The following is a 24,635-nucleotide window of genomic DNA, read 5'->3' on the forward strand; positions in this document are numbered from 1 at the left end:
GCCGCCGCACGTTCGCTCGAGACAGATCAGGCCTGACGCACGACGGTGCGGCGCAACGGATCCTGCTGGACTTTCATGACACGGTCGATCTCGTCGAAGAAGCTTATCTTCTCGATCGGTTTGGCGATATGGCCGTCCATGCCGGCTTCTTCGCACCGGCGTACGTCGCCGGGCATCGCATTGGCGGTCAGGGCAATGATGGGAAGCTGGACCAGCGCTCCGCCGAGCCGGCGGATGCGGCGCGTCGCCTCCAGCCCGTCCACTTGCGGCATCTGCACGTCCATCAGAACCAGGTCGTAGGTCTGAGTGCGAACCGCCTCGATGGCAGCGGCTCCGTCCACCACCATGTCGCACTGCCAGCCCTGCAGCTTCAGGAAGCCGGAAACGACCTGCCGATTGATCGGATTGTCTTCGGCCAGGAGAATGCGCGGGCCGGGACCGGCCGGCTTTGGCGCGGAAACCGGCGCCTGCTTCGGCGCCGCCACGCTGCCGCTGGACAGGACGGCTTCGAACCAGAAGACCGAACCGGTATCGTCGCTGCGAAATCCGATCGACCCGCCCATCAGCTCGACCAGGCGTTTGCAGATCGTCAGACCCAGGCCCGTGCCGCCATATTTTCGGGTGATCGCGCCATCGGCCTGCGTGAAGGCGTCAAAGAGTGTGTCGTGCGCGCTCCCGGGCACACCGCAACCGGTGTCGCGGACCTCAACCCGCAAGGCGGTCCGGCGCGGGCCGATAGGGACGGGGCGCAGAACGGCCTCGACCGATCCGCTGTCGGTGAACTTGATCGCATTGCCGATCAGGTTGAACAGAATCTGCTTGATGCGTACCGGATCGCCCTGCAGCCGTTCGGGCTCGGCCTCTTCGAGGCGGACGTCGAAGCGGAGCTTTTTCTCTTCGGCACGCGCGTGCCAGAGCTGCAGGGTATCCTCGGCAAGAGATTGAAGATCGAGACTGGTTATCTCGAGATCCATCTTGCCAGCCTCAATCTTGGACAGGTCGAGGAGGTCGTTGAGAAGACGAAGAAGAATCTCGCCCGAGCTTTGAATGGTTCGAGCCAGGCGCAGGCGTTCGGGATCCAGCCCGCTATCGATCAGCAGCTGGGATATGCCGAGCACGCCGTTCAGCGGAGTGCGGATTTCATGGCTCATGGTGGCGAGGAATTCGGATTTGGCGTCCGCGGCTGACAGCGCCTCCAGCCGGGCCCGGCTGAGCTGATTGGCCAGTGCTGCGAGCTTGTGATTGCGGGTTTCGCTCTCCTCATGCAGCACGCGCATCAGGGCGAGCCCGGACCCGACTCCCAGATAGTGGCCGCCCTCGGTGACGACGAAGCCGTCGAACAGCGCCGAGGTCGTGTCGGTGACGATCTGGCGGCTGAGATCCTCGATCAGGCGGTCCGCTTCGATCAGCAGCGGGGTGCGGTTCATGAGAACAGTGATCGGGCGCCGCGCATAGAGCGCGCGCCCATGCGTATCGGCCATCTTGAGAAAGAAGCTGTTGCGCGAGACCAGCCCGACCGGGACACCGTCCTCGACAACGGCGCAGACCAGCAAGTCCTTGTCGTCATGAAACAGGTCGTAGATTTCAGAGCCGGTCAGGGCCGGGTCTATGATGGGCGCGTCGTGGATCAGGCTGCGAACTGTCGCTGGCATGTGTGCGGGAACCTTGCTGGTAAATCTCGCACGAGAGAGAGCGCTGCCGAGCTTGCCGGGGTCTTAACAACCGCAAGGTTTCAACGAAACTTCACCGGAGTGTCACGGTCGTTCTCCGGTCTCGTCCGCAACCCAGGCGAGAAAGCCAGGCGCGGACCCGGCACGGTCGACCGGCAAGGCCACGATGCAGGGCTCGTCATAGGGGTGAAGCTCGGTCAGCCGGGTGCACGTGCGCGCCGCGCTCGCGGCCGAGGTCTTGAACAGGACGACGATTTCGCGCTCCGTCTGGACTTCGCCTTCCCAGCGATAGATCGAGGTGGACGGCCCGAGAATGTTCGCACAGGCGATCAGCTTCTCGCTCAGCAGGGTTGCGGCCGCGGCATGCGGACCGGCCTCGTCCGGCCAGGTGGTGTAGAGCAGGCGGATCGTCTCGTCGCGGGACATCGGGCCGGTGTTCCTCTATTCGAGAACGCCGCAAACCCGGTCGATGCGGGTTTCCAGACTGGCAATGGTCTGGCCCACCCCGGCAATCTCTTCGGGCGTGTATCCCTGCTGTTCGGTCATCTGCTGGATCGCTCCCGCAATGTCCGACCGGCTGGAGATGTGAGGGGCCATGCGGCCGAAGATCTCGTACTGGCGCTCGGTCATGGTGCCGGCGAACAGGCCGGCGGCACAGGCGCAGGCCTCGCGTACATTCGCGCTGGTGCGTGAGGCCGCCTCCGTCTGACAGGCATTGACCCAGGCAAGCGTCGACTGGCCGGGCGCAGGGGCTCTGGCCGGTTGAGCGGCCAGGCTGGTCACGGCCAGGGCAGAGGCGAGGAAAATCATCATGAGGGTCATCCGCGAAACGTGTGGCGCTGATGACAGGGTAGGCGGACGGCCCGGCGTCGCCAAGCCACCGGCGTCAGCCGGTCACGAACGGTCGTAGGCGTCGCGCTCGTCGCGGTCGTCCTTGCCGTCACCGGGAATGGCCAGGCGGACCGCACCTTCGGCGACATTTCCGGCTGCGCCCACGGCGGCCCCGGTCACGCCGATGGCTGTGTCGGCGGCGATGAAGGCCGTGCCGGCCACCGCGCATCCAGGCGCGGCAAGCAGGGTCAGGACGATAGTGGCAATCGAGACGACACGCATGACAGGAAACCTCCCCCGGTTATCGCCTGTGTCTTAGCCCGGCTGGCTTAATGCGCGATGAAGGGCCTGGCCTTCACGACTTCCGGCTTCGCGACTTGGGGCTTCACGATTCCGGGCTGTCGCGGCCTTCGAGCCGGACGCGGATCGTCTCTTCACTCTTGAGGTGAATGTCGCGCTGCGGGAACGGAAACTGCACGTCGTTCTCGGCAAAGCTCTTCCAGATCGCGACCAGCACGTCGGAGGAGACGTTGTTGACGCCGCCCTCGGGATCAGAAATCCAGAACCGGACCTCCAGCGTGATCTGGCTGTCGTCGAAGCTGCGCAGGAGGCAGCGCGTCGCCGGCGCCTCCAGGACGCGCGTCACGGTATTCGCCGCTTCCACGATCAGCTCCATGGCGCGCGGGACATCGGTGCCGTAGGCGACCCCGATCTCCTTTTTCACGCGCACCGCCCGGTCGGAATAGGACCAGTTGATCACCTTGGTGGTGATGAAGTCCTCGTTCGGGATGATGTGCTCCATCCCGTCGCGGGTGATGACGCTGGCAAAGCGCATACCCAGCGCGTTCACGTGACCGTAGGTGTCTTCCAGCGTGATGACGTCGCCCGGCTTGATCGAGCGGTCCATCAGCAGGATGAGGCCGGAGATCAGGTTGGCGAAGATCTTCTGCAGGCCGAAGCCGATGCCCAGACCCACCGCGCCGGAGAATATCGCGAGGGCCGCCAAGTCGACCCCGGAGATGTTCAGCCCCAGAACGACCGCCAGGGTAATCAGGCCGATCTGCACCGTCTTGGTCAGCAGAAGGCGCGCCGAAGGCGTCAGATTTGGGATTTTCGTGACGCGTGTGGAGAGCAGGCGCGAGACGCGGGTGGCCAGCCAGTAGAGGATCGCCAGGATGAAGACCGCGCGCAGAACGGTCAGGAGCGAGAGCCGCCCGCCTTCGCCGACATCCATCCCGATGCCGTTCAGGAAGGCAGAGAAGGGGCTCAGCCAGCCGACGATGTTCAACGCGGCGATGACCCAGACGATGTTCGCGATCAGCCGGGCCCAGAACGGTTCCGCAATGAAGGCCGTGGCCACCCGGATGATCACCCAGGCCACAGCCAGGCTCACGGCCAGGTTCAACAGGAAGACGCTGCCTCCAGCCTGTTCGAACCCGATCCGCGCCGCTACCAGCACCATGACAATGAGCGACATGCCCGCGATCGACGCGCCGACGCGCGCCCCGGCATCGCGCAGGGGCTGGAGCTTGGGCGCGGCGAAGATGCGCTTGAACAGTCTGACAAGGAGCGGGCCGAGCACCAGTCCGAGAACGCTGGCGAAAGCGATCGCGCCGAGCTGAAGCACGATGTCGAAGGTGAACGCCTCGGCCCTCGCCGCATCGAGCCCTTCCAGGAGGCGGGTCCGAAGCGATTGAAGCTGTTGCAGGCTGAAAGGTGAGGCGGGTTCGCTGGCCATGCGTTCAGCCTAGCCCGCGTCCCTCCGCGAAGGCAAAGCCTTCATGGACTTACCGGCCCTCGCGGCGCCAGGCGAGACCGATCAGGGCGAGCAGAACGGGCACGGCGAGCAGGCCCGGGGTCAACGGCGTGCGCCGGGCTTCTGCGACTTCATAGGCGCCGTTGCGCTGCAGGCCGGCCCAGTCCTCGCCGTGCTGCAGGCTGCCGGGCCGCGTCCGGCGCAATTGCGGAAGGTCGACGCTTTCACCGGCGCCGACTTCGAACACACGGCCTCCGCTGGCGTCCACCAGCGGGGAAAGGCCGTCGGTGTCTACCGTCAGATCCTCGTATTCGCGCGGGTTGAGCGGGCCGGCCGACACCACGGTCGTCAGCTCTCCGGACCGCAGCCGGATCAGACCTGTCTCCTCCACGCCGAGGCGCGCCTCGAACCGGCCTGGCCCGGTTTCGGTCATCTCGGCGCTCTGTTCGGCGCCGGAAGGCCACACGATCTCCAGCGGCGGAGCGCTGTCGGCCAGTGTGCTGCGCGTGGCGATCAGCTCTCCCGCGCTCACGCTCGCAGACAGGCGTTCCTCGTCGAGTTCGGGTTCGCCCATGAGCCAGTGCGCAACCCGGCGGAACAGCTCGTCGTGCGGGCCGCCGCCCTCGAAGCCGCGCTCCCACAGCCAGGCCTGGTCGCTCATCAGGATGGCGGTGCGGCCCTGCTCCTGGCGCGACAGGATCAGGAGCGGCTCGCCATCGGGACTTTCCAGTACGGTCTCGCCGGAAATCGGAATGGCACCGATCCGGCGGAACCAGGGACCCCAGCTCGCCTCGCGGCCAGCCATGGGCGCGGTGACGGGATGGCGGGCGCCGGTTTCGCTGACCTGGGGGGTGAAGCGTTCTTCCGCGATCTGTCCGTTCGGGCGTGCGGGCAGGACGCTGGCCAGCTGGGAGCGCGCCAGGCTGGCCGGGCCGGCGAAGGGCGGTCCGGTAGTGACCAGCAACGCGCCGCCATTCTCCACATAGCGCGCGATATTGCCAATATAGATGGGAGACAGGATCCCCCGCCGGCGGTAGCGGTCGAAGATGACCAGGTCGAACTCTTCCAGGCGTTGCTGGAACAGCTCGAAGACCGGGAAGGCGATGAGCGCCAGCTCGTCGGGCGGGGTCGCATCCTGCTTGTCCAGCGGGCGCAGGATGGTGAAGTGGACCAGGTCCACTGACGGGTCGGACTTGAGCAGATCGCGCCAGGCGCGCGCTCCGTTGTGCGGCTCTCCGGTGACCAGCAACACCCGTAGCCGGTCACGCACGCCCGTGACGCTGACCGCGGCGCGGTTGTTGAGGAGCGACAATTCCTCGCGGCCGGGCTCGACCTCGATTTCCACGACATTGGCACCGCGATGGCGTACCTCCGCCTCGACATTCACCGTGCGGCCTATGGCGACACGCGCAGTGATCGGATCGCCCCCATCCACGCGCAAGGTGACCTCGGCCGAGCCTTCGGCCGCAGCCGGGTCCTCGACACGCAGCGTGAAGCTCACCGGATCGCCGACCAGGCCGTAGCGAGGGGCTTCCTCGATGACGAGACGGCGGTCCCCGGCCTCCGCGCTGCCGGCCGCAAAGTGATGAAGCGGGGCTGTCAGCGACAGGGCGCCAGGGTCCTCGGGCAGGTCGTGGACCTGCCCGTCGCTGACCGCCACGATGCCGGCCAGGCGGCCGCGCGGAATGTCGGCAAGTCCCTCCGTGATCGTCTCGACCAGGCGCGTCCCGTCCTCCGCGCGACCGCCGGTGATCTCGACCAGATCGAGCAGCGGATCGGCTTCGGCGGCGGCGCGCAGGGCCTGCGCCGTGGCTTCACCCGCTTGCCTGCGGCCGGGGATATCCATCGATACGCTGTCATCGGTGACCAGAAGCGCGATGTCGGACAGCGGTTCGCGTTCCTCGCGCACAAGGGAAGGATTGGTCAGCACGGCCAGAACCGTCACGCCTGCGAGCAGGCGCCACGGCCAGCCGGGCAGGCGGCGCAGCGCCGCATAGGCGATGACCCCGGTCAGAAGCACGGCCAGTCCGATCAGGGCCGAGGTCCCGACCAGCGGGCTGAAGGCGAGTGTCGTTCCCGTCATCGCGTCAGTCCTGGCCCAGCCGGTCGAGAATGGCCGGAATGTGAACCTGGTCGGCCTTGTAGTTGCCAGTGAGGGCGTACATCGCGAAGTTCACACCCGTCCGGTGGGCGAGCTCGCGCTGGCGGTCGCCGCCTTCCACCGGTGCCAGCGGCTGGCCGTCCGGTCCGGTGGCCCAGGCCGAGGCCCAGTCCGCTCCGCCGATAATGACGCCGGACGTGCCATCGCGCGAGGACCCGTCCGGGTCGGCCTCAACCCAGACATTGCCGCCGCCATAGCGGCCGGGAAAGTCGTCGAGCAGATAGAAAGTCCGGCCAAGCACGTGATCGGGTGTGATCCGGGCCAGCGGCGGGATGTCGATGGAGTCCAGAATGCGAACCAGGCCGGGATGCGGCGTCCCGCCGAGACCGGACAGGCCGGCATCGCGCGTATCGAAGATGACCAGCCCGCCCGACTGCAGATAGGCCTCGATGCGGGCGGAGGCATTCGGGCTCAGCGCCTCCGCATCCCGTGTCACCGGCCAGTAGATCATCGGATAGAAAAGGATGGGATCGGACTCGATCTGGATGGCGCGAGGCTCGCCCGGCTCGATCGCGGTGCGATTGAAGATCGTCTGGCCGAGACCGGTCAATCCGGCCCGGCTCATGCGGTCGATCTCCGCGTTGCCCGTCTGCACGTAGCCGAAGCGCACTTCCAGTGCGCGGTCCATCGCCTCGGCATCGCTGATCGCGGCATCCTGGGCCCGGGCATCGAACGCGCCGGCGGGCAGCAGGACGACAGCCATCGCCAGAGCGCCAAGACCCGATCGAGCGGGTCTGAGACGTCCGGTCAGGGCAAGGGCAATGAGCATGTCGGTCACCAGCAGCAGGGCGGCGAGGGTGAGCAGCAGTCCCGTCAGGCGGATTTCGCCGCCCCCTTCGCGCGTTGTCACGACGGCGCCAGGCAGGTCGCGCGGCAGGCGCACCAGCTCCGTTGCATCGTCGGCGACGTTCAGGGCGGCGCTCGCCGCGCCCAGCTGCCAGAGTCCGGGCGGGGTGTGCGGACCGGGCTCGGCTTCGCTGAACGCCGCGGCCGGGATGGGATGGGTCCGCCCTTGCGGTTCGCCGAGGCGGCCCAGGCCATCGAGTGCGCGATCGATCTGCCAGGCTCCCTGGGAGGGCGCTCCCGCGGCACTGCGCCCCGCCAGCGACAGCACCCGGCGCAGCATGGCCGGGTAGAGGCCGGAAAGCGGCAGATCGGACCAGGCCGGTCCGGCGGTGACATGGAAGAGCACGATCCAGCCCTCGCCGCGCCGCTCGGCGGTCACCAGCGGCGTCCCGTCTTCAAGCCGTGCCCAGACCCGGGCATCCAGCGCCGGACCGGGCTCGGCCAGGACTTGCCGGCTCACCGAGACGTCTTCGGGCAGGGTAAGCCCGGCAAACGGGCTGTCTTCGGTAAAGTGGTCGAGGCGCTGGGGATTGTCCCACGCCATCGCTCCGCCAAACAGGCGCCCGCCGGTACGCAGCGCAACCGGCAGGAGCGTATCCCCGCGCGTGGCAAGACGCGGCCCGGCAAAGCGCAGGAGCACGCCGCCCGCCTCGACGAAGGCGCTCACACGCTCGCTGTCCTCACGCGCGGCATCGACCATCACCAGCACCGACGGCTCGGCCTCCAGCAGCGCGTCGAGCGGCGAGCGCAATACTTCCGCGTGGGGCGCCAGGGCCTCGCCGGCATAGTGAAGGTCGGACAGGAGCGGCTGGTCCTGCTCGCCGCCGGCCGGTTCGATCAGCCCGACGCGCGGACGCTGCCAGCTATCGTCGGTCAGCTGGGTCGCCCCGGCCGAGCTTTCGCTCTCCACCCGGATGAGCCGCAGGCGATTGCGCAGATCGAGCGGCACACGCGCACTGAAACTGGCCGTATCAGCGCCATCCTCGAACCGGGCCTCGCCGCGCGCCAGGGCCTGACCGGCATCGGCCACGGCGACGACCTCCACGCTGCGCGCCGGTGCGCCAGGGGGACGCACGAGTGTGACCGAGAAGCCTTCTGCATTCGCCTCGGCCGGACGCAACGCAACCGGTTCGTTGCCCTGCTCGGGAACCGATACGATCAGCGGGCCGCGCGCTGACAGTGCTTGGGACAGGGTGCGCGATCCGTCCGACTCGATGCCGTCCGATATCCACAGCGTACGCACCCGGTCCGGCGCGCGCTCGTCGGAGAAGAGGGTCTCGGCGCGTTCAGCGGCCAGACCCCGGTCGTGGGCCCAGGCCTGAGGTTCCACGGCGGCCAGCCGGGCGAGACTCTCGCGTGCCGGAGCAAAGCGCAGCTCGCTTGCCTCCTCCGACCGGTTGGCCTGCGCGGTGAGGATGAGCGCGGCGTCCCGGCCCGACGCGCTCGCCCGTTCCAGCGCGCTGCGCGCTTCGCCCGTCATGGCGCGCCAGTTCGACGCGCTGCTCCACCCTGAGTCCAGCACGACCAGAACCGGCAGGTCCGCCCCGGCTTCGGTGTCAGGGCGCCAGACCGGCCGGGCGAGCGCGATGACCAGCAGGGCGGCGAGCACCAGACGCAGGACGATCAGCCAGAGCGGCGTGGTTTGCGGTGTCTCGGGCGTGCGCGCGATCTGGCGCAGCAGACGGATCGGGGCGAACACGACATTGCTCGGGCTGGGCGGTGTGGCGCGCAGCACCATGAAGAGCAGCGGCAATGCCAGAAGCCCCAGCAGAGCCAGGGGCGCAGCGAAGGCGAGCGGCCCGAGCGCGATCATCGATCCATCCCCGCGATCACCTGATAGAGCGCCATCACGGCCGATGCCGCCGGACGGTCGGTCCGGTGCGTGATGAGCGTGAAGCCGCTGCGCCGGGCCAGCCGGGCCAGCGCGTCAGCGTGTTCGCGCCACAGCGTCTGGTAGGTGTCGCGCGCCGACTGGGCGCGCCCGAACAGGAGATCGCCGTTCGAGGCCGGATCGCGAAACCGGGTCCGTCCCGAGAAGGGGAAATCCTCTTCGGCCGGGTCCACGACGCGCAGCAGGGCGCCGCCCGCGCCCGAGGCGCGCAGGCCGGCCAGACGCGCCTGCCAGGTTTCGGCCGGATCGAGAAAGTCGCTGGCCAGCACAACATGGGCATGGCGTGGCAGGGCCGGCGCCTCGACAGACCGGACATCGCCCGGCCCGTCGGCCAGCGCCTGCGCGGTACGCTCCAGGCCCCGGCGGCCGCCGCGCGCCGGACCGGTCTCGCCGAGCGCGGCGATCCGCTCGCCGCCACGTGAGAGCAGCGAAGCGAGCGCGATCAGGCAGACTGCCGCGCGGTCGCGCTTGACGGGCAGGGACGGGCTCGACAGGGCCATGCCCGCATCGCCATCGCGCCACAGGAAGACGCCGTTGGCGGCTTCCCATTCGGTTTCACGTACGAAAAGCTGGTCGCCGCGCGCCGAGCGGCGCCAGTCGACCCGGGCTGCGCCATCCTCGCGGCGATGGGGCCGGTACTCCCAGAAGCTTTCGCCCATTCCCGGGCGCCGCCGTCCGTGAGTGCCGTGCATGACGCTCGCAGCGATACGCTCCGCCTCTGCGAGCAAGGCCGGGAAGCTCGCGGCTTCACCCTCCGCCTCGCGGCGCAGGCGACCGGTGCGGGGCGCGCGGGTCTCGGCCATTGCGATCAGGCGGCCTCCGCGGCGAGGCGTGCGATGAGGGTGTCCAGCTGGAGCCCGTCGGCCCGCGCGGCGAAGCTCAGCGCCATGCGGTGTTTGAGCACCGGCCCGGCCAGCGCCGCGACATCGGCGGTAGACGGGGCAAGGCGTCCCTGCAGCAGGGCGCGGGCGCGCACGGCCAGCATGAGGGCCTGACCGGCACGCGGGCCGGGACCCCAGGACACGCCCTCGCGCACTTCGGCATCGGGCGACGTGTCTGGACGGGCGCGTTCGAGCAGCGTCAGAATCGCCTCCAGCGTCTCCTCGCCAACCGGCATGGCGCGCACGAGACCCTGCAGATCCAGAATTTCCTGACCGGTGAGGACGGTATGGGCCTCGCCCTCGTCGGTCCCGGTCGTGGCCAGCAGGATGGCGCGCTCGTCCTCGCGGCGCGGATACGGCACGTCGATCTGCATCAGGAAGCGGTCAAGCTGAGCTTCGGGCAAGGGATAGGTGCCCTCCTGCTCGATCGGGTTCTGGGTCGCGAGCACGTGGAAGGGCCGGGGCAGGTCATGGCGTTCCCCGGCGATTGTCACATGGCCTTCCTGCATGGCCTGCAGCAGGGCGGCCTGGGTGCGCGGGCTCGCCCGGTTGATCTCGTCAGCCATGAGCAGGCGGCAAAAGACCGGGCCCGGCAGGAAGCGGAAGGACCGGCGTCCGTCTTCACCCTCTTCGAGCACTTCGGAGCCCAGAATATCCGCCGGCATCAGGTCGGGCGTGAACTGGATCCGCTTGTCGTCCAGCCCCGTGACAGTGGCGAGGGTATGGACCAGACGGGTCTTGGCCACGCCGGGCGCACCGACCAGCAGGCCGTGCCCGCCGGACAGGATCACGGCCAGCGCCTGCTCGACCACCTCGTTCAGGCCGATAATGGCCTTGGCTACGGAGGCTTTGGCTTCGGCCAGGCGGTCTGCGGCGCGGTCGGCGCGCTCTGCTAACGCATGGGCGTCTTCCTTCGAGACGGTCATCGCCTTATGTCCTTGAATGATGAACCGGAGAGAAGCCGAGCATGGCGGGAGCCAGGAAAGGTGTCCATGGTTACGCACCCATCTGACGGAGATGTAATGCAGTCGCTGATCGAAGCAGCGGGTGAAAGCGGGCAGGGTCTGCCGCCCGTGGAGAAATGGGAGCCGGACAATTGCGGCGAGATGGATCTCGTCATCCGCCGCGACGGGAGCTGGTGGCATGAAGGCACGCGGATCACGCGAGAGCGTCTGGTCCGCCTGTTTTCGCGCGTTCTTCGAAAGGACGATGACGGCAAGACCTATCTCGTCACCCCGGTGGAGAAGATCGAGATCCAGGTCGAGGTCGCGCCCTTCGTCGCGATTCGCCTCGATGTCGAGGGCGAGGGCCGGGACCAGAAGATCGCTTTCCTGACGAATCTGGACGACGCCGTGATCGCCGGCCCGGATCACCCGCTGCGCATCAAGACCGGCGATGATGGCGAGCCGGAGCCCTACGTCCACGTGCGCGGAAATCTCGACGCGCTCATCAACCGGGCGACCTTCTACGATCTGGCGGAACTGGCCGTCGAGGGCGAGGACGAGGCCGGCAAGCCGGTCATGGGTGTCTGGAGCGCGGGCGTGTTCTTTCCGCTTGGCCCGAAAGCGTGAGGGCGCGGCCTCCCTTCAGCCCGGAGCGAGCCGTCGCCTGCCTTAAAGAGGTGCTCGACCCGGTCGATGCGCGCAAGGTCAAACCGCGCCATGGCGACGGTATGCTGGAAGAGGGCGGTCTGCCTGCGGCGCGTAACCTGAAACCGGCCGCCGTCCTGGCCCCGCTCGTGCGCAGAGGCAACACGCTGACCGTGCTATTCACTCGGCGCGCCGATCACCTCCAGGCTCATGCCGGCCAGATCAGTTTTCCCGGCGGACGCCAGAATGTGGGGCGCGAAAGCTTGGCCGAGTGCGCCTTGCGCGAAACCCATGAGGAAATCGGCGTGCGCCCCGATGAGGTCGAGCTCCTGGGCCGGTTCGACAGCTATCAGACGGTGACGGGCTACCATATCACGCCGTTCGTCGGCCTCCTGAAGCCGGGTTTCGAAATTACGGCCGATCCCGGAGAGGTGGCCGAAGTCTTCGAGACGCCGTTCGATTTCCTGATGGATGCCCATAATCACCGGCTCGAGGAGGTGGAGTTTCGCGGCCGGCTTCGACGTTATTACGCGATGCCCTACAAGGGGCGTTATATCTGGGGCGCAACGGCGGGAATGCTCAAGATTCTCGGCGAGCGTCTGGCGACTGCCAAAGGAGCGGGCTAATGATCCGTATCATGGTTTTGGCGGCGATCCTGTTCGTCGCACCGCTCGTTATCTATTCGCTGATCCAGCGCTATCGGCTTTCGGTCGAGAAGCCTCTGGCTCAGAGAGACGCGCCGGTTATCGCGCTCGGCGCGGCCGGCGGCATGATGGCGCTGATCGCCATCGCCACCTTCGCACTCCTCAGCGGTGATGAGCGGGGGGAGGAGGGCTACAGCCCGCCGCAATTCCATCTCGATTCCGAGGGCCGGGTCGTGCGCGACGAGGCGGACGGGTAGAGCCGGCGATGCGTCTCGACCCGAACGATCACGCCTGGATGCGCCGAGCCGAGACCCGCCGCGTGATGGCGGCGCTCAATCCGGCCGGTCAGGACCTGTCGCGCTATGTGGGCGGGTGCGTGCGCAACGCCGTCTCCGGTCATCCGGTCCAGGATGTGGACATCGCGACCCGGCTTACCCCCGACGAGGTGATGCGTCTGAGCGCGGACGCCGGACTGAAGCCGGTTCCCACCGGGATCGAGCACGGGACGGTCACGGTGGTATCGGGCGGCATGCCCCATGAGGTCACGACGCTGCGAAAGGATGTCGCGACCGATGGCCGCCGCGCCGTCGTGGCGTTTTCCCAGGACTGGGCCGAGGACGCAGCCCGGCGCGATTTCCGGCTGAATGCGATCTACGCGACGCCCGAGGGCGCGGTGTTCGATCCTTTTGACGGCGCCGCCGACGCGCGTGCGGGACGGATCGTCTTCATCGGCGATGCCTCGGCGCGGATCGCCGAGGATTATCTTCGAATCCTGCGTTTCTACCGATTCAATGCCTGGTACGGGGCCGGCGCGCCGGACCCGGAGGGTCATCGCGCCTGCGTTGCCGGGCGGGCCGGTCTGGCCTCGCTGTCGGCCGAGCGTGTGTGGGCCGAATTGAAGCGATTACTGGCCGCTCCGGCCCCGGTTCCGGCCCTCGAGGCGATGCAGGAGGGCCACATTCTTGATGAAGTCTTACCCGGCGCGCTCGACTTTAGGGTCCTGTTCAGCATAATTATTAACGATAGGGAGAAGGTCCGCGATGCCGATGCGCTCCTGCGTATCGTCGCGCTGGCCGGGGCTGAGGGTGAACGCGTGAGCGCGCTGTCGAGTGCATTGAAGGTATCCAGGGCCGAGCGCGCGCGCATGATCGCGGCGTGCCGGACCCCGCGCCTTGTGCCGGGCCGCGCGCCGGACGAGCGGGCCCGTGCGCTCTACAAGCGCGGCGGCCAGGCAGTCGCCGATCAGTTGCGTCTCGCCGAGGCGCGCGGCGAGGGCGAAGACCATGCGCTTGAGGCCGAGCTGACCGAGGCGCTGTCCTACGAACGCCCCGAATTTCCTCTGACGGGCCGCGATCTGATCGCGGCCGGGTTTGCGCCTGGGCCCGACCTCGGAGACCGGCTCGATGCGGCGCGCAAGGCCTGGATCGACTCCGGCTTCACGCTTGGCCGGCAGACGCTGCTCGATCAGGTCGTGATCAAGGCGTCCGGCGGGGAGCGCGACACGTGACCGGCAAGGCGAAACTCGACCCGGGGGTCGTGTTCAAGCGCACGATCGCGCAGATGCGCACCTTCGGCTATGTCGACCGCGGCTGGATCAAGACCGCCTATGGCGCCTTTCTCGACCGTCAGGAGAAGAAAAAGGACGAGGCTCGGAAGAAGACCGGGTTCTGGAGCGCGCTCGGCCATGTCCTGGCCTCTTTCGTGCCGGGCCGGGCAGGCCATGACCGTCTTCCGTCCGAACGCCTCATGCGCGGCCATGAACCGGCCTCCTGGCATCTTCTGCAGGCGGTCCTCGACCATGTGCCCGAACGCGGCAAGCGCAGCCATGGCGGACGAATCTCGCGCCGGGCCAAGCCGCTCGAAAGTGTGATCGCGGATGCAGACAAGGACGATCTGAAACTTGTTGCCAAATTCCTGCGGGCCTCCGGGCTGGAGGAGACCGGATTTCCGGTCCGCCTCATCGGGGAAGACAATGAGCGTCCAAAGCCCGGTCCGCGCGCCGGGGCCGAGACCGTGTCCAATATTACAGCCAAGCGCGGCGCGGCGCTCAGCGCTCTGACTGGCGGCCTGCTCTACCGGTTCGCCTATGATTATGACGGCCAGCTCAACTGGGACGACACACAGAAGATTTTCCGCGCCGAGGGCATTTACCGCGTCTATGTCTGCCCGCCCGAGCAGGCCTATGTCGAACAGCGCCTCATCCTGGTACGTCTGGAGGATGGTGGCGCGATCGTTCGTGCGGCCGAGATCCGGCAGGGCCGGGCCGGCTATTCGGTGCGCGGCGGCTATGTCATTCCGGCCAGCGGTGTGAACACGCTGATCCTGTCGTCCGATTTCTCCACCGAGACGATTGCCGAAATGGTGGAGGAGCTGCTGGGCGCCGATCAGCGTGCGCTCATCTTCCCGGACAATGCCGAGCCGGCCTCGCTCGGTTCGTCCTTCCTGCAGGAGCACCAGCTGGTCTTCTTCACGCTGCTCAATCGCGGGGGCGGGGAAGTGCGCGGCTCGGTGCTGGACGGACCGGTGCCTGCCGCCGCAGTCGGCTACCGTGTCTCGGCGGCTGAGCTCGGCGCGCTGGAGGAGACCCGGCTGGGCTTCCTGACGCTGGACGACATCGAACGCCCACGTGACCGCATCATGATCGCGTCGGTCGGCGCGAGCCCCTCGGTCAGCATCGAGCTGGGCTGATCTCCATTTACGGCCAGCGCGCTTCGGGCGGCATGGAGGAGAGGATGCTCTTCACATTGCCCCCGGTTTCCAGCCCGAACTTGGTGCCGCGATCGTAGAGCAGGTTGAACTCGGCATAGCGGCCGCGCCGGATCAGCTGTTCCTCGCGATCGGCCTCGCTCCAGGGCGTATCCATGCGACGGCGCACGATCTGCGGGTAGATGTCCAGAAATGCCTCGCCGACATCGCGCGTGAAGGCGAAATCGGCATCGAAATCGCTGCTGTCGAGATGGTCGTAGAAAATGCCGCCGACGCCGCGCGGCTCGCCGCGGTGTTTCAGCCAGAAATACTCGTCGCACCAGGCTTTGTACTTTTCGAAATACGCCGGGTCGTGCGCGTCACAGGCTTCGCGCGCTGCGGCGTGAAACGCCTGGGCGTCTTCGAACGCTTCGTCGCGCTGGTAGTCCTGGGTGGGGTTGAGGTCCATCCCGCCGCCAAACCAGTTCAGCGTGGTGGTGATGTAGCGCGTATTCATGTGCACCGCCGGGACATGCGGATTGCGCATGTGGGCGATCAGCGAAATCCCGGTGGCGAAGAAGCGCGGATCGTGATCCGCCCCGCGCACGCGGCTCGCAAAATCGGCGCTGAACTCGCCATAGACGGTCGAGACGTGCACGCCGACCTTCTCGAACAGGCGGCCATGCATCATGCCCATGACGCCCCCGCCCAGATCCTCGCTCCCGTCGCCGCGCGTCCAGGGCGTGCGCTCGAACCGTCCCGCCTCGCCGGGATAAAGGCCGGGCTCGGCCGCGTCCTCGAGCGCTTCGAACGCATCGCAGATGCGATCGCGCAGCGCTTCAAACCAGGTGCGTGCCTCGGAACGGCGCGCCAGCAGCGTTTCGGGATCGACAGGAGCGCTCGAGGCGCCGGAGGTGGAGGAATCGCTCATGGGCACGGGTCTTGGTCTTGCTGAAGGCCGGGTGAAGCCCGTCTTCTGACCGGTCAGGGCGGATTTGGCTAGGCCCCCGTGCAATAACAGTCGCGGCAGCAGGCTTCACGTCCCGCGGTGGGACTCGATGAGGGCTGCAAGTTCCTCGCCTACCGACAGGACGGGCTCTGTCTTGCGCGCCGTGCGGGACAGAATCAGCGCTCCTTCGATCGAGGAGAGGATGAGAAGCGCCAGCCGGCCAGCGCGCTCGGGCGCAATGCCGTCTGCTTCGAGCCTCAGCTTGAGGGCATCCTGCCAGGCGGCGAAAACGCCCTCCAAGGTATCGCTCGCTTCGCTGTCACCGGGCGCCAGCTCCAGCGCCAGCGTTGCCAGCGGGCAGCCCTGACGAAAGCGCGACTCCTCCAGCCACGTAGCCAGCTGGCCGGTGAACTGAACGACGAATTGCGCACTGCTCGCACTCTCGCCCGCCATCCGCGCCATGGTGTCGGCGAAGCGGGCCCCGGCCACGCGTGCCGCTTCGCCGGCCAGATCCCGCTTTCCGTTTGGAAAGTAATGGTAGAGCGAGCCCTTCGGCGCCTTGGAGGCGCGAAGAATCTCCGTCAGCCCTGTGCCCGCATAGCCCTGTGACTGAAACAAGCGTGCGGCGGCCTCAACGATACGCGTGCGCGCGGTTGGCCGCTCGTGCGCGTCTTGCGATCTACTTGGACGGACCATGGCGCGCTCCTCATGCGTTCGATTCTTCTTTTCTAGACCCGGCTCATCAGTCTATATAGACCGGTCGGTCTAATCATGGAGCCTTCAATGACCTCTTCCCCTCACGCCTCGCCTGGCGAACCTGCCGTGACGCTGGACCAGTTCCGGCAGGTGATCGAGATGCAGCCCTTTACCCGGTGGACCGGGCTTGAGGTTGTCAGCGTAGAGCGCGGACGGGTCGAGACGCGGCTCAGATTGCGGCACGAGGACATGACCCAGCATCATGGATTTCTGCATGGCGGTCTCGTCGGGTTCCTGGCGGACAATGCGGCCGCCTATGCAGCAGCTACCGAGATCGGCGATGTGGTTACCGCTCAGTTCTCACTCAACTTTCTGGCCCCTGGCATCGGCGACAGCTTTTACACCCGGGCTGAAGTCGTCAAAGCCGGGCGGCGCCAGGTTACGGTGCGCGTCGACGTGTTTGCCGAGACTGGCGGGGAGGCCAAGCTCATTGCGGTGGCCACCGCGATTATCCTGCCGGCCGGACGCGGGGCCATCGACATCGTGCCGCAGGAGGGGCCCTCGTCCTAAGCCCCGCCTGACACGCGCCTTGCGCAGATATTCAGGTTGAAAAAATCGAAGGCTCGCTTTAAGCCCCGCAGTCATATGTTTGGCGTGGTGGGGACTGAGTGCGTCGACACGACGCAACCCCGAACCGACCACACCAAGCTATGTCTTCATCGAAGACGTTTCGCGGTTTTCCGGCCGCCAGGGTGAAACCGGGTTGGGGAGCGAAACCGGATGTACACTGAAGAGCGAGAGGCTAGCGCGTGAGTGACGTGACCCCTTCGCCGGACGGGAGCGGCGCCCAAGAGCCGAGCCGCCGGGATTTTATCTACATTGCTGCGGGCGGCGCGGTTGCCGTAGGCGGTGCGTTCGTGCTGTGGCCGTTCATCGACCAGATGAACCCGGCTGCCGACACGCTGGCGCTGGCCTCGATCCGTACGCCCATCGCCGGCATCGCCGAAGGCGAGCAGATCACCGTCATGTGGCGCGGTGGCCCGGTCTTCATCCGCAAGCGCACCCAGTCTGATATCGAGTCGGCGCGCGCGGTGGAGCTGTCGGCACTGCCTGACCGGGATGCCCGTAACGAGAACGAGCCCGGCCTGCCGGCGACCGATGAAAACCGGTCCGCTCAGCTTGTCGCGGCCGCCGAGGGCGTGGAGATCGACGAGGCGCTGCGCACCTCGCTGATCGTCATGAAAGGCAACTGCACCCATCTGGGCTGTGTGCCGGTCGGCGACGGGGCTGGCGATTACAATGGCTGGTTCTGCCCGTGCCATGGCTCGCACTACGATGCGGCCGGCCGGATTCGCCGTGGCCCCGCCCCGGAGAACCTGCACATTCCGCCCTATACCTTCGTCTCCGCGACGACGATCCAGATCGGCTGACGGGAAGCATCATGAGCGGACACTCCACTTACGAACCGAAAACCGGGATTGAGCGCTGGCTCGACGAGCGCCTTCCCATCGTGCGTCTGGGCTATGATTCCTTCATTGGCTTCCCGACCCCGCGCAATTTGAACTACTGGTACACGTTCGGCGGCATTCTGACCGTCTGCCTGATGATCCAGATCCTGTCGGGCGTCGTTCTGGCCATGCACTATGTGGCTCACGTTGACTACGCCTTTGCCAGTGTCGAACGGATCGACCGCGACGTGAATTTCGGCTGGCTCCTGCGCTCCATTCACGCGAATGGCGCCTCGATGTTCTTTCTGGCCGTCTACATCCACATGTTCCGCGGCCTGTATTACGGCTCCTACAAGGCGCCGCGCGAAATGCTCTGGATCCTCGGCGTCGTGATCTACCTGCTGATGATGGCCGCGGCCTTCATGGGTTACGTGCTGCCGTGGGGCCAGATGTCCTACTGGGGCGCGATGGTGATCACCAACCTGTTCGGTGCGCTGCCGATTGTCGGCGGCCCGATCACCGAATGGCTGTGGGGCGGGTTCTCGGTCGGCAACGAGACGCTGAACCGCTTCTTCTCGCTGCACTATCTGATCCCGTTCCTGATTGCCGGCGTCGTGGGCCTGCACATCTGGGCGCTGCACGTGCCGGGCAACAACAACCCGACCGGCATCAGCGTGAAGACGAGCAACGATACGCTGCCCTTCCACCCGTACTACACGGTCAAGGACGGCTTCGCGATCCTGCTCTTCCTGATGATCTTCGCCTTCTTCGTCTTCTATGCGCCGGACGTTCTTGGCCATGCGGACAACTATATCGAGGCCAACCCGCTGGTGACGCCGGCCCACATCGTTCCGGAATGGTATCTTCTGCCCTTCTACGCGATCCTGCGGGCCGTTCCGTCCAAGCTTGGCGGCGTGATCTTGATGTTCGGCGCCATCGCGGTGCTGTTCGTCCTGCCCTGGCTGGACACGTCCAAGGTGCGCTCCATGCGCTACCGCCCGCTGGCGCGCTGGTTCTTCCTCTTCTTCGTCATCGGCGGCCTCGGCCTCGGCTGGTGCGGCGCGAAGAACCCGGACGACATCTTCCTCGCACTCGGCTCGCATGACGGTCATGCCACCGGCATCACCTTCCTGTGGCTCGCCCGCGTGCTGACCGTGTACTACTTCGCCTACTTCCTGGTGATCCTGCCCATTCTCGGCTTCGTCGAGAAACCCAAGCCACGCCCCGCCTCGATCGAGGACTCCGTGCTCGGCGCCAAGGCAGGTCCGCAGGATTCCGCCGCCAAGCCGGCCCCGGCCGAATAAGGAGAGAGAGGATGAATATGTTGAACCGTCTTCTCATCGCCGTGGCGGGCGCTGCCGCGCTCGCCGGCCCGGCCCTTGCGGCTGAGGAGGCTCATGCGCCCGAACCCCACACCTGGGCGTTCGAAGGTCCCTTCGGCCAGTATGACAAGCAGGCGCTGCAGCGTGGCTTCCAGGTCTATCAGCAGGTCTGCTCAGTCTGCCATGCCCTCGATTTCATGTCGTTGCGCAATCTGGGCGAGGAGGGTGGCCCCTTCTACGATCCCGAATATCCCAACCCGAACGACAACCCGATCGTGCGCGCGATTGCCGCCGAGTACATGATCACCGACGGTCCGGACGAGTTTGGCGAGATGTTCGAGCGGGCCGGGCGTCCGGCGGACGACTTCCCGCACCCCTACCCGAACGAGCGGGCGGCCTCGGCGGCCAATGGCGGCGCCATACCGCCCAACCTGTCGCTCATCGTCAAGGCCCGCAGCGGCGGGGCGGAATATATCCGCTCGCTGCTTCTGGGATACGGAGAGGAAGTGCCCGAGGACGTCAACGTGCGTCCCGGTCAGTACTACAACCCGTACTTCCCCGGCGGTGTGCTGGCCATGCCCCCCCAGCTCTATGAAGGGCTGGTGGAGTATGCTGACGGAACCGAGGCCACGCCCGAGCAGATGGCTCACGACGTGACCGCCTTCCTGGCCTGGGCATCCGAGCCGCATATGGAAGCGCGCAAGTCGATGGGCTTCATGGTGCTGATCTACCTGTTCATCGTGTGCGTGCTCGTCTGGCTCGCCTATCGTCAGGTCTGGTCGCGCGTGCAGCACTAAGCATCGCGTTGCCAACAGAAAATCGAAGCGGGCCGTCTGTTGTTCAGGCGGCCCGTTTTGTATGAAGGCTCCCATGGATACACCTCCCACCCCCTGGGTCGTCCCGCCGCAGCCTCAATGGGGCGATGAAGGCGCGGACTGGGCCGCTCGCGTTGCCGAGGCCCTCGGCGAGGAGGCGCTGCGCGTCGACCATATCGGTTCGACCGCCGTACCCGGCCTGCCAGCCAAGGACGAGATCGACATCCAGGCCAGCGTCTTCCGCCTGCGCCCGAGCGAGCCCCTGGTCGAGCGCCTGACCGCGGCCGGCTTCCGCCAGCTCGGCGCGATGCACGACGAGGACGAGGTGGAGGATTACACCCCGATCGAGGAAGTGCCGGTCTGGCGCAAACTGTTGTTTCACGGCCCGGAAGGGGAGCGGCGCGTCATCGTGCACCTGCGCCGCAACGGTGCGGTCAATACGCGCCTGGCGCTGCTCCTGCGCGACTATCTGCGCGCCGACGAGCGCGTGAAGGCCGATTTCGGGCGGTTCAAGCTGGCGCTGAACGACATCATCGAGGACGAGGCGGAATACCTCGCGCTCAAGGAGCCGTTTCTCGCCATGACCTTGCGCGCGGCGGAGGGCTGGGCGGAACTGACCCGCTGGGTCCCGAGCGCGCCGGATGCCTATTGGAGTGTCGGACAATGAGCGCGTGGAAGCTCGGTATTATCGGCGGATCGGGCCTCTATGCCCTCGACGGGCTGGAGAATTTGCGCGAGGAACGCGTGACCACGCCGTGGGGCCAGCCGAGCGCGCCGCTCGTGCATGCCACGCTCAAGGGGGTCGAGCTGGTCTTCCTCTCCCGCCACGACCTGGGTCACAAGATCCCGCCAAGCGACATCAATTACCGGGCCAATATCGATGCGCTCAAACGCGCCGGGGTTACCGATGTGCTGTCGCTGTCGGCCTGCGGGTCGTTGCGCGAAGACCTGCCGCCGGGAGCCTTTATGGTGGTCGACCAGTATGTCGACCGGACGTTTGCGCGGGAGAAGAGCTTCTTCGGCACCGGGTGCGTGGCGCATGTCTCCATGGCCCGCCCTGTGTGTTCACGCCTTTCGGCGATGGCCGGTGCGGCGGCGCGTGCAGCCGGCGTGGAGACCGTGGCCGATCGCGGAACCTATCTTGCCATGGAAGGCCCGCAATTTTCCACCAAGGCGGAGAGCCATCTCTACCGAGCCTGGGGCATGGATGTGATCGGCATGACCAACATGCCCGAAGCCAAGCTCGCGCGCGAGGCCGAGCTGCCCTACGCCTCGGTCGCCATGGTCACCGACTATGATTGCTGGCGCGACGATCTGGCCGAGGTCAATGTCACCGACGTGCTCGCAATTCTCAAATCCAACGTCGTCCGCGCCCAGGAGCTGGTGCGTCACATGACGTCCGCGATGGCCGGCGCCAAACGCGAGCCTTGTCCGGACGGGATAGAGACGGTGCTGGATTTCGCCCTCATCACCGCGCCGGAGGCCCGGGACCCCGGACTTCTCGCCCGGCTTGATGCCGTGGCGGGGCGGGTTCTCTCCAACTAGCGACAGTATAAGCGGAAAATAGAGTTTTCCACAAAGCGCGGGCCGCACGGCTCGCGCTTTGTCATTTTTAACGCCCGTTTCACCACAAATCGACGCTTCAGTTTGGAAAAATTTCACAACGTAAGTTGGAGAAGTGCGATCGATGTATTATAAACCTATAAAAATAAACAGAAAAACGGGTTTGTCACAAAAGTGAAACCTACTCTTTTCTTCCGTATCCAGATATATTACACTTTAGCGACAATCTGGTGATGAAAATGTAACAAGCCCGATTGGATACGGGTTCGCACAGGGCCGGGGAGGACCGGGTCGAACGCGTCCGTATCTGTCACTCGCAACGAAGAGTTCGCCGCGATGAAACGGCGACCGCTTCCCCCAAGGAGGAAGAGATGAAACGCACCAATCTGATCAAAGCCACCCTGGTGGCCGGCCTGGCCGGCGCAGCCCTGTCCGCGGGCAGCGCGACGGCGCAGGAGGCCCCCGCCTTCGATTTCGCAGTCGAGACCGTCAGCCTGCAGACCACGCGCGACGTCGCGCGTGTCTACGCCCGGCTCTCGGACGAGGCCGCGAGCTATTGCGGGTCGTTGATCCAGCAGGGTTACGAGACCACCGGCGCGCTCTCGCTGTGCCAGTCCGATGTTGTCGACGTTGTCGTCCAGCGCATCGGCGACGCGCAGCTGTCGCGCTACCATGACCAGGTCCAGTCGCGGTCGGCACGCCCTTACGCGACGGCGCTGAACTAGGCGCTCAAGCCTGCCAAACCAGCCTCTTCAACGGCGCGGTCTCCGGAAGGACCGCGCCGTTTTTTATTGTCCGCTTGGGGTGTGTCTGCAGCCGCGGATTTGGGATGCGGGCGTGAGCCTGCTAGGTCTGGGGGCGCGTCGTCGAACACGAAACGGGGTCCGGTACGTCAGCCAGTCGTCGGCGCGAGCCGCGCCGTGCCCCCGGTATTGAAAAAGGAAGACCTGATGAAACTGACCGATGCGCAAGCTGAGCTGATCAAATCCAAGTTCGGCGCCGAGCCTCTTCCGAGCGACGAACCCGCGGTTGGCCAGCTGACCGAGGCGTTCGGCGACCACACCTTCTATCTCGATGCGAACGGCCTCGTGGTCTTCGAACCGGTCGAGGATCCCGATGCGGACGCCGCGCGTGCGGTCGTCGTCGCGGTCTGGGCCGATGAGAAGCGCGAACAGCTGGCCGGCGTCCAGCCGCAGGCCACCGACACCGTGGTCGAGTTCGACGCGGCGCCAGAGGCGTAACCCGAGGCGTAACCGGGCGCACTGCGCCCTGCCGGCTCGGCCGTGCGAGCGGCCTTGACGCGGGCGAGACGGGTTTGGATGCTCCGCGGCTGTGACTTCCTCCAGCCGCGGAGCTTCTGCCCATGGATCATCTCAAAGCCGCGATCCGGACCATCCCCGACTATCCCAAGCCGGGGATCCAGTTTCGCGACGTGACCACGCTGCTCGGCGATGCCGGCGCCTTTCGCGCGGCCGTCGATGCCATGGTCCATCCTTTTGCAGGCAAGAAGATCGACTGCGTTGCGGGCATTGAGGCCCGCGGCTTCATTCTGGGCGGAGCCGTGGCTCACCAGCTCTCGGTCGGCTTCGTGCCCGTGCGCAAGAAGGGCAAGCTGCCCTATCGCACGATCGGCCAGTCCTACGAGCTGGAATACGGCGTGGATGAGGTCGAGATCCATGTCGATGCCGTACGTCCCGGCGAGCGGGTCCTGATCGTGGACGATCTCATCGCCACGGGCGGGACGGCGGAAGCGGCCATTCGCCTGCTGCGCCAGGCCGGTGCCGAGATCGTGGGCTGTTCCTTCGTTATCGACCTTCCAGATCTTGGCGGCGCCAGGCGGCTTGAAGCCCTGGATGTTGCCGTGACCAGCCTGGTGAGCTTCGAAGGCGATTAGGTCTGGCTCGCGTACTCGGTATCTGGCTTGCAATGCCGCTTGGCGACTGCAGACGGGAACTCATCGGGTGGCCGGCGCGCTAGGAGACCGTCACTTCGAGGAGCTTGCCTGCGCTTGACCCTTCCCGACTGGATTCCGGCGCCGCTGCGGCACAATCGTTATGCGGCCAGCCTGCTGCGCGCCGTGGCCGATGTCGCGAACGACAATCTCTCTTTCGTATCCGGCGGCGTGGCCTTCTTCGGCTTTCTCGCGATTTTTCCCGCCATCGGTGCGGCGGTGATGATCTGGGGACTGTTTGCCGAGCCCGACGCCATCGCCACGCAACTCGCCCCGCTCAGCCGCGCCATGCCGGCAGAGGCGTACGAGATCCTGCGCGAACAGCTCGTCGAGGTCGCAGGGGCACCGAGCGGCGGCCTCACTGCCGGGGCGATCTTCGCGCTCCTCTTTTCGCTTTGGAGCGCCACCAAGGGCGCCCGCGCCCTCATCGCGGCCATGAACATCGCCTACGCGGCCAGCGACGAGCGCGGCTTTATCAAGCAGAACCTCCTTGCGGTCGGGTTCACCATGGGCGGTATTGTCTACGGTCTGCTGTCCCTGGTCCTGATCGGGGCGATTCCGGCGGTGCTCAACGCGATCGAGCTGGGAGCCTGGACCGAGGCGCTGATCCAGGCAGGGCGGTGGATACTGGCCATTGCGCTGTTCGCCGGGGCGTTGTCGGCCATCTATCGCTGGGCGCCTCACCGGCCCGATGTGCCGGTACGCTGGCTGGCGCCGGGCGCCATCGGCGCGACCGTATTGTGGGTGCTCGCGTCAACGGCCTTCTCGCTCTACGCGGCGAACTTTGCCAATTACAACGCCACTTTCGGCGCCATCGGATCGGTCATCGTTCTGATGATGTGGATGTGGCTGTCCGCTTTCATCGTGTGCTTCGGTGCGGTGCTGAACGCCGAGCTCGAGCCGACCGATCGCGGCGCGCATGAGTGGACCGACTGAG

General features: G+C 66.4%; 26 protein-coding genes. 15 read left to right on the forward strand and 11 right to left on the reverse strand.

Features of this window, described 5'->3' with window-relative positions:
* Positions 1 to 26 precede the first annotated feature (26 nt).
* The 9 genes from E5162_RS00185 to E5162_RS00225 all read right to left on the reverse strand — a co-directional run bounded on the left by E5162_RS00185 (position 27) and on the right by E5162_RS00225 (position 10,962).
* On the reverse strand, positions 27 to 1,652 hold the full coding sequence (locus E5162_RS00185) for an ATP-binding protein (protein WP_135942945.1): 1,626 nt from the start codon (positions 1,650 to 1,652) through the stop codon (positions 27 to 29).
* A 102-nt stretch (positions 1,653 to 1,754) separates the two neighbouring features.
* Entirely contained in the window at positions 1,755 to 2,096 is a 342-nt protein-coding gene (gene cutA, locus E5162_RS00190) for a divalent-cation tolerance protein CutA (protein ID WP_135942946.1), read from the reverse strand.
* Positions 2,097 to 2,111: 15 nt separating this feature from the next.
* Positions 2,112 to 2,483, reverse strand: a complete 372-nt coding sequence (locus E5162_RS00195; RefSeq protein WP_135942947.1) for a hypothetical protein — start codon at positions 2,481 to 2,483, stop codon at positions 2,112 to 2,114.
* Positions 2,484 to 2,564: 81 nt separating this feature from the next.
* Positions 2,565 to 2,783, reverse strand: a complete 219-nt coding sequence (locus tag E5162_RS00200; RefSeq protein WP_135942948.1) for a hypothetical protein — start codon at positions 2,781 to 2,783, stop codon at positions 2,565 to 2,567.
* 103 nt (positions 2,784 to 2,886) lie between these two features.
* The gene (locus E5162_RS00205; RefSeq protein ID WP_135942949.1) at positions 2,887 to 4,239 is read right to left on the reverse strand and encodes a mechanosensitive ion channel family protein; all 1,353 of its coding nucleotides are present in this window, start codon (positions 4,237 to 4,239) and stop codon (positions 2,887 to 2,889) included.
* Between the two features lie 49 nt (positions 4,240 to 4,288).
* On the reverse strand, positions 4,289 to 6,340 hold the full coding sequence (locus tag E5162_RS00210) for a hypothetical protein (RefSeq protein ID WP_135942950.1): 2,052 nt from the start codon (positions 6,338 to 6,340) through the stop codon (positions 4,289 to 4,291).
* A 4-nt stretch (positions 6,341 to 6,344) separates the two neighbouring features.
* Positions 6,345 to 9,077: a DUF4159 domain-containing protein gene (locus E5162_RS00215; protein WP_135942951.1), complete on the reverse strand. Its 2,733-nt coding sequence runs from the start codon at positions 9,075 to 9,077 to the stop codon at positions 6,345 to 6,347.
* Positions 9,074 to 9,958, reverse strand: a complete 885-nt coding sequence (locus tag E5162_RS00220; protein ID WP_135942952.1) for a DUF58 domain-containing protein — start codon at positions 9,956 to 9,958, stop codon at positions 9,074 to 9,076. Before E5162_RS00220 ends, E5162_RS00215 begins: the two co-directional genes overlap by 4 nt.
* 5 nt (positions 9,959 to 9,963) lie before the next feature.
* Complete coding sequence (locus tag E5162_RS00225) at positions 9,964 to 10,962, reverse strand: AAA family ATPase (RefSeq protein ID WP_135942953.1); 999 nt, start codon at positions 10,960 to 10,962, stop codon at positions 9,964 to 9,966.
* Positions 10,963 to 11,058: 96 nt separating this feature from the next.
* Here E5162_RS00225 and E5162_RS00230 point away from each other — a divergent pair, with 96 nt between their 5' ends.
* The 5 genes from E5162_RS00230 to E5162_RS00250 are packed head-to-tail and all read left to right on the forward strand — an operon-like array spanning position 11,059 to position 14,957.
* A complete protein-coding gene (locus tag E5162_RS00230) occupies positions 11,059 to 11,607 on the forward strand; it encodes a DUF1285 domain-containing protein (protein ID WP_135942954.1) in 549 nt (182 codons plus the stop codon).
* Positions 11,604 to 12,251 carry a CoA pyrophosphatase gene (locus E5162_RS00235; RefSeq protein ID WP_233342040.1) on the forward strand — a complete coding sequence of 216 codons (648 nt, stop codon included), beginning with the start codon at positions 11,604 to 11,606 and terminating at the stop codon, positions 12,249 to 12,251. The genes E5162_RS00230 and E5162_RS00235 overlap by 4 nt, the downstream gene beginning before the upstream one ends.
* A complete protein-coding gene (locus tag E5162_RS00240) occupies positions 12,251 to 12,526 on the forward strand; it encodes a hypothetical protein (RefSeq protein WP_135942955.1) in 276 nt (91 codons plus the stop codon). Before E5162_RS00235 ends, E5162_RS00240 begins: the two co-directional genes overlap by 1 nt.
* Before the next feature lie 8 nt (positions 12,527 to 12,534).
* Positions 12,535 to 13,776, forward strand: coding sequence for a CCA tRNA nucleotidyltransferase (locus E5162_RS00245; protein ID WP_135942956.1), 1,242 nt, complete (start codon positions 12,535 to 12,537; stop codon positions 13,774 to 13,776).
* Complete coding sequence (locus tag E5162_RS00250) at positions 13,773 to 14,957, forward strand: hypothetical protein (protein ID WP_135942957.1); 1,185 nt, start codon at positions 13,773 to 13,775, stop codon at positions 14,955 to 14,957. Before E5162_RS00245 ends, E5162_RS00250 begins: the two co-directional genes overlap by 4 nt.
* A gap of 7 nt (positions 14,958 to 14,964) precedes the next feature.
* On the opposite strand, the gene hemF is transcribed toward E5162_RS00250, so the two are convergent.
* Together hemF and E5162_RS00260 are read right to left on the reverse strand one after the other, a co-directional pair.
* Complete coding sequence (hemF, locus tag E5162_RS00255; RefSeq protein ID WP_135942958.1) at positions 14,965 to 15,885, reverse strand: oxygen-dependent coproporphyrinogen oxidase; 921 nt, start codon at positions 15,883 to 15,885, stop codon at positions 14,965 to 14,967.
* 105 nt (positions 15,886 to 15,990) lie between these two features.
* Entirely contained in the window at positions 15,991 to 16,599 is a 609-nt protein-coding gene (locus E5162_RS00260) for a TetR/AcrR family transcriptional regulator (protein ID WP_135942959.1), read from the reverse strand.
* An 87-nt stretch (positions 16,600 to 16,686) separates the two neighbouring features.
* On the opposite strand from E5162_RS00260, the gene E5162_RS00265 reads away from it, so the two are divergent.
* The 10 genes from E5162_RS00265 (at position 16,687) to E5162_RS00310 (ending at position 24,634) form a co-directional block, all read left to right on the forward strand.
* The gene (locus tag E5162_RS00265; protein WP_158291141.1) at positions 16,687 to 17,169 is read left to right on the forward strand and encodes a PaaI family thioesterase; all 483 of its coding nucleotides are present in this window, start codon (positions 16,687 to 16,689) and stop codon (positions 17,167 to 17,169) included.
* A gap of 239 nt (positions 17,170 to 17,408) precedes the next feature.
* Positions 17,409 to 18,029, forward strand: a complete 621-nt coding sequence (petA, locus tag E5162_RS00270; RefSeq protein ID WP_135942961.1) for a ubiquinol-cytochrome c reductase iron-sulfur subunit — start codon at positions 17,409 to 17,411, stop codon at positions 18,027 to 18,029.
* Between the two features lie 11 nt (positions 18,030 to 18,040).
* A complete protein-coding gene (locus E5162_RS00275) occupies positions 18,041 to 19,351 on the forward strand; it encodes a cytochrome b (protein ID WP_135942962.1) in 1,311 nt (436 codons plus the stop codon).
* Positions 19,352 to 19,362: 11 nt separating this feature from the next.
* Positions 19,363 to 20,166 (forward strand): cytochrome c1, encoded by an 804-nt coding sequence (locus E5162_RS00280; RefSeq protein ID WP_135942963.1) that lies wholly within the window; start codon positions 19,363 to 19,365, stop codon positions 20,164 to 20,166.
* A gap of 73 nt (positions 20,167 to 20,239) precedes the next feature.
* The gene (locus E5162_RS00285; RefSeq protein WP_158291142.1) at positions 20,240 to 20,851 is read left to right on the forward strand and encodes a GrpB family protein; all 612 of its coding nucleotides are present in this window, start codon (positions 20,240 to 20,242) and stop codon (positions 20,849 to 20,851) included.
* Positions 20,848 to 21,729, forward strand: a complete 882-nt coding sequence (locus E5162_RS00290; RefSeq protein WP_135942965.1) for an S-methyl-5'-thioadenosine phosphorylase — start codon at positions 20,848 to 20,850, stop codon at positions 21,727 to 21,729. The genes E5162_RS00285 and E5162_RS00290 overlap by 4 nt, the downstream gene beginning before the upstream one ends.
* A 389-nt stretch (positions 21,730 to 22,118) precedes the next feature.
* Positions 22,119 to 22,472, forward strand: coding sequence for a UrcA family protein (locus E5162_RS00295; protein WP_135942966.1), 354 nt, complete (start codon positions 22,119 to 22,121; stop codon positions 22,470 to 22,472).
* 225 nt (positions 22,473 to 22,697) lie between these two features.
* The gene (locus tag E5162_RS00300; RefSeq protein WP_135942967.1) at positions 22,698 to 22,988 is read left to right on the forward strand and encodes a hypothetical protein; all 291 of its coding nucleotides are present in this window, start codon (positions 22,698 to 22,700) and stop codon (positions 22,986 to 22,988) included.
* A 122-nt stretch (positions 22,989 to 23,110) separates the two neighbouring features.
* Positions 23,111 to 23,641: an adenine phosphoribosyltransferase gene (locus E5162_RS00305; protein ID WP_135942968.1), complete on the forward strand. Its 531-nt coding sequence runs from the start codon at positions 23,111 to 23,113 to the stop codon at positions 23,639 to 23,641.
* A gap of 114 nt (positions 23,642 to 23,755) precedes the next feature.
* A complete protein-coding gene (locus tag E5162_RS00310; RefSeq protein WP_158291143.1) occupies positions 23,756 to 24,634 on the forward strand; it encodes a YihY/virulence factor BrkB family protein in 879 nt (292 codons plus the stop codon).
* Position 24,635: the final 1 nt, after the last annotated feature.

It is taken from the genome of Marinicauda pacifica, from assembly GCF_004793635.1.
Taxonomy (GTDB): Bacteria; Pseudomonadota; Alphaproteobacteria; order Caulobacterales; family Maricaulaceae; genus Marinicauda; species Marinicauda pacifica.

Bases quoted from the DNA above. Each gene is read 5' to 3' on its own strand.
- E5162_RS00215 (WP_135942951.1), bottom strand. From the start codon at position 9,077: ATGATCGCGCTCGGGCCGCTCGCCTTCGCTGCGCCCCTGGCTCTGCTG.
- E5162_RS00305 (WP_135942968.1), top strand. From the start codon at position 23,111: ATGGATCATCTCAAAGCCGCGATCCGGACCATCCCCGACTATCCCAAG.
- E5162_RS00290 (WP_135942965.1), top strand. From the start codon at position 20,848: ATGAGCGCGTGGAAGCTCGGTATTATCGGCGGATCGGGCCTCTATGCC.
- hemF (WP_135942958.1), bottom strand. From the start codon at position 15,885: ATGAGCGATTCCTCCACCTCCGGCGCCTCGAGCGCTCCTGTCGATCCC.
- E5162_RS00240 (WP_135942955.1), top strand. From the start codon at position 12,251: ATGATCCGTATCATGGTTTTGGCGGCGATCCTGTTCGTCGCACCGCTC.
- E5162_RS00205 (WP_135942949.1), bottom strand. From the start codon at position 4,239: ATGGCCAGCGAACCCGCCTCACCTTTCAGCCTGCAACAGCTTCAATCG.
- E5162_RS00260 (WP_135942959.1), bottom strand. From the start codon at position 16,599: ATGGTCCGTCCAAGTAGATCGCAAGACGCGCACGAGCGGCCAACCGCG.
- E5162_RS00285 (WP_158291142.1), top strand. From the start codon at position 20,240: ATGGATACACCTCCCACCCCCTGGGTCGTCCCGCCGCAGCCTCAATGG.
- E5162_RS00275 (WP_135942962.1), top strand. From the start codon at position 18,041: ATGAGCGGACACTCCACTTACGAACCGAAAACCGGGATTGAGCGCTGG.
- E5162_RS00200 (WP_135942948.1), bottom strand. From the start codon at position 2,783: ATGCGTGTCGTCTCGATTGCCACTATCGTCCTGACCCTGCTTGCCGCG.
- E5162_RS00300 (WP_135942967.1), top strand. From the start codon at position 22,698: ATGAAACTGACCGATGCGCAAGCTGAGCTGATCAAATCCAAGTTCGGC.
- E5162_RS00195 (WP_135942947.1), bottom strand. From the start codon at position 2,483: ATGATGATTTTCCTCGCCTCTGCCCTGGCCGTGACCAGCCTGGCCGCT.
- E5162_RS00280 (WP_135942963.1), top strand. From the start codon at position 19,363: ATGAATATGTTGAACCGTCTTCTCATCGCCGTGGCGGGCGCTGCCGCG.
- E5162_RS00185 (WP_135942945.1), bottom strand. From the start codon at position 1,652: ATGCCAGCGACAGTTCGCAGCCTGATCCACGACGCGCCCATCATAGAC.
- E5162_RS00220 (WP_135942952.1), bottom strand. From the start codon at position 9,958: ATGGCCGAGACCCGCGCGCCCCGCACCGGTCGCCTGCGCCGCGAGGCG.
- E5162_RS00265 (WP_158291141.1), top strand. From the start codon at position 16,687: ATGACCTCTTCCCCTCACGCCTCGCCTGGCGAACCTGCCGTGACGCTG.
- E5162_RS00225 (WP_135942953.1), bottom strand. From the start codon at position 10,962: ATGACCGTCTCGAAGGAAGACGCCCATGCGTTAGCAGAGCGCGCCGAC.
- E5162_RS00295 (WP_135942966.1), top strand. From the start codon at position 22,119: ATGAAACGCACCAATCTGATCAAAGCCACCCTGGTGGCCGGCCTGGCC.
- E5162_RS00210 (WP_135942950.1), bottom strand. From the start codon at position 6,340: ATGACGGGAACGACACTCGCCTTCAGCCCGCTGGTCGGGACCTCGGCC.
- cutA (WP_135942946.1), bottom strand. From the start codon at position 2,096: ATGTCCCGCGACGAGACGATCCGCCTGCTCTACACCACCTGGCCGGAC.
- E5162_RS00230 (WP_135942954.1), top strand. From the start codon at position 11,059: ATGCAGTCGCTGATCGAAGCAGCGGGTGAAAGCGGGCAGGGTCTGCCG.
- E5162_RS00245 (WP_135942956.1), top strand. From the start codon at position 12,535: ATGCGTCTCGACCCGAACGATCACGCCTGGATGCGCCGAGCCGAGACC.